Raw genomic sequence first — 2,676 nt, forward strand, 5'->3', positions numbered from 1 at the left:
GACCACGGGGGCGAGCTGCTGCACGCGCGCCAGCCAGCCCGCCGTCCACTTGGGGCCGATCCGGTAGCGCTCGCGGTCGAAGGCCTCGATCCGGGCGCGGATGCGGATGGTGCGCGCGTGCTTGCGGGCGCCGCGCGCGGGGCGCGGCGTCTTCCCGGCGTCGTACTGCTCGGCCGGCAGGTAGAGGATGGTCACCCGCAGCTTCTCCGCGCCCGTGTCGTCACGCGGGCGGCCGCAGATCGTGAACCTGCCCTCGGTCTCGAGCTCGAGGGCCTTCATGGGCTCCACCGGCCCCGCGAGCTTCACGGCCGGCACCTCCAGCTTGAACACGCACTTCTTCGGGTCGACCGTCTTGTTGGTCGCCCACTGCCGGAAGTGCTCGCTCTTCACGTCGTCGTTGTCGACGCGGATGGAGGTGAGGGGGACGGAGCAGGACGCCTTGCCCTCGAGCTTCGCCTCGTCGACGGTGAGGGTGCAGGCGACGGCGGAGCTGACGGCCGTGATGCGTTCGCCGATCGCGGCGTCGAACACGGCCGTGAAGGTGTTGTTGCCCGCCTCGGGACCGACGGCGAAGCGGGCGTCCCCCCGCGCCGCCGGAGTGCCAAGCACGAAAACGGAGACGAGCAGCGCAGCGAGGCGCGGCGTCACGCGGCGCACCTGAGCGTCGGCGGCTCCGCCGGCCTCGCCTCCACCTCGCGCTGCTCGTCGTCCATGGTCACCATGCGGCCGAGCTCGAGCGCGGCGAGGATGGTCATCCCCGTCACGAGGGCCGTCGTCAACACCATGCCGGCGGCGATCTCCAGTGCGATGGTCATCGAAGTCCCTCCGCGAAACATGTTGGCTTCCGGGCCTTCGATGGCGCGCGGCGCGCGCGCGTTTCACGCCCGCCGGCGCGCGGCCACGATCGCCCGCACCAGCCGCTCCGGGACCTCGGCCGGCACCGCGTCGTCGGTCTCGGCGCACGCCCGCGCGAGCCGGATCGCGTCGGCGTAGCCGCGGAGGTACGTCGCGCACTCCGGGCAGTCGCCGAGGTGGGTCTCGAAGACGCGCCGCGCCTCCGGGGCGAGCTCGCCCGCCAGGTAGTCGGCCAGGAACTCGACCAGCTCGCGGCAGGTCATGATCTCGCCTTCTCGAATTCCAGGGCGGCGTAGACGCCGCCGAAGCCTCCCCCGAGGATGAGCACGCGGCAAGCGGTCGAGCGGGCGTCGTCTGAGTTGAGCATGAATGGTCGGCGTCCTTTCGATGCCGCCTGGCGCCGTCTCGTTTCGAGCCCCTCGATCGCCCTCGACGGGCCCGGCCGCGAGATGGTATCCGATGGGGGACCTCGGCCAGGTGAGCGACCAGCAGGACAAGCAGAAGCTACCGGAGGACGCGGCTCTCCGGGCGATCGTCGAAGGCGTCGAATCGGAGACGGGCGAGCAGTTCTTCGCCTCGCTCGTGCAGCGCCTCGCCTCCGCCCTGAGGGCGCAGTACGCCTTCGTCTCCGAGCTGTCGGACGACCGCCAGCGCTTCCGGACGCGGGCGCTCTGGGGCCGCGGCGCCTTCCTGCCCAACATCGACGTGCCGCTGGCCGGCACCCCCTGCGAGGGCGTGCTGCATGGGCAGATGTCGCACTTCCCGGAGCGGCTGCAGGAGCTTTTTCCGGCGGACCGCGCCCTCGGCGACTGGGGCGTCCACAGCTACTGCGGGGTGCCGCTGGTCGATCCCGCGGGCGTCGTCGTGGGCCACCTCGCGATCTGCGACGACAAGCCGATGTGGGACGGGCCGCGCGGGCTCTCGATCATGCGCATCTTCGCGGCGCGGGCCCGCGCCGAGATCAGCCGCCTGGGCGCGGAGCGCGCGCTCCGCGACAGCGAGGCCCTCTACCGCGACCTCTACGAGCACGCTCCGCTCGCCTACTTCACGTTCGGGAGCGACGGTCGGCTGCGGCGCTGGAATGCCCGCGGCCGCGAGATGATCGGCTACACGGACGAGGAGCTGCGCGGCATGCGCACGCTCGACTTCCACACCGACGCGCCCGAGAACCGGGAGGCCTTCGCCAGGCTCGAGCGGGAGGTCTTCCAGGAGGGGCGCGACCTGGTCGCCGAGGTGGAGGCTCGGCGCAAGGACGGCACCCTCTACTGGGCGCGGGTTTCGCTGAGCCCGCTCCGCGACGAGCAGGGACGCATCACCGGCGCCCGCTCCATCGCCGAGGACGTTACGGAGCTCCGCCAGGCGCAGCAGGCGGTGCGGGAGAGCGAGGCGCGACTCTCGGCCATCATCCAGTTCGCGCTCGACCCGATCATCGTGACCGACCAGGAGGGACGGATCGTGCTCATCAACCCGGCGGGCGAGCGGGTCTTCCGCTGCGCCGCGGCGGACGTGATCGGCACCCCCGTCACGCGCTTCGGCACCCCGGCGGCCGCCCGCTCGCTCGCGCAGGCCATGGAGGACATCCGGGCGGGACGGAAGACGTTCAGCTTCAGCGAGCCCGGGCTCAAGTCGCGCCGCCTCGACGGGGAGGAGTTCGAGTTCGAGGCGGCGCTCTCGTGCGCGCAGGTGGGCGGCCGGCCGCTCTACACGATCTACCTGCGCGACCTCGGCGAACGCCGCCGGCTCGAGAGCGAGCAGCAGCGCCTGCAGCTCCAGAGCGCCTACCTCCAGGAGGAGATCAAGGCCGTCCACAACTTCGAGGAG

General features: G+C 71.9%; 3 protein-coding genes. 1 reads left to right on the forward strand and 2 read right to left on the reverse strand.

Annotated features, from left to right (window positions below):
* Both E6J59_19905 and E6J59_19910 read right to left on the reverse strand, forming a co-directional pair.
* On the reverse strand, nt 1-648 hold a 648-nt coding region (locus E6J59_19905), incomplete at its 3' end, for a hypothetical protein (protein ID TMB15534.1).
* Between the two features lie 230 nt (nt 649-878).
* On the reverse strand, nt 879-1,118 hold the full coding sequence (locus tag E6J59_19910; GenBank protein ID TMB15535.1) for a zf-HC2 domain-containing protein: 240 nt from the start codon (nt 1,116-1,118) through the stop codon (nt 879-881).
* Between the two features lie 106 nt (nt 1,119-1,224).
* Between E6J59_19910 and E6J59_19915 the strand changes: the two genes are divergently transcribed.
* On the forward strand, nt 1,225-2,676 hold a 1,452-nt coding region (locus E6J59_19915; GenBank protein ID TMB15536.1), incomplete at its 3' end, for a PAS domain S-box protein.

Source organism: Deltaproteobacteria bacterium (genome assembly GCA_005879795.1).
GTDB lineage: Bacteria > Desulfobacterota > Binatia > DP-6 > DP-6 > DP-6.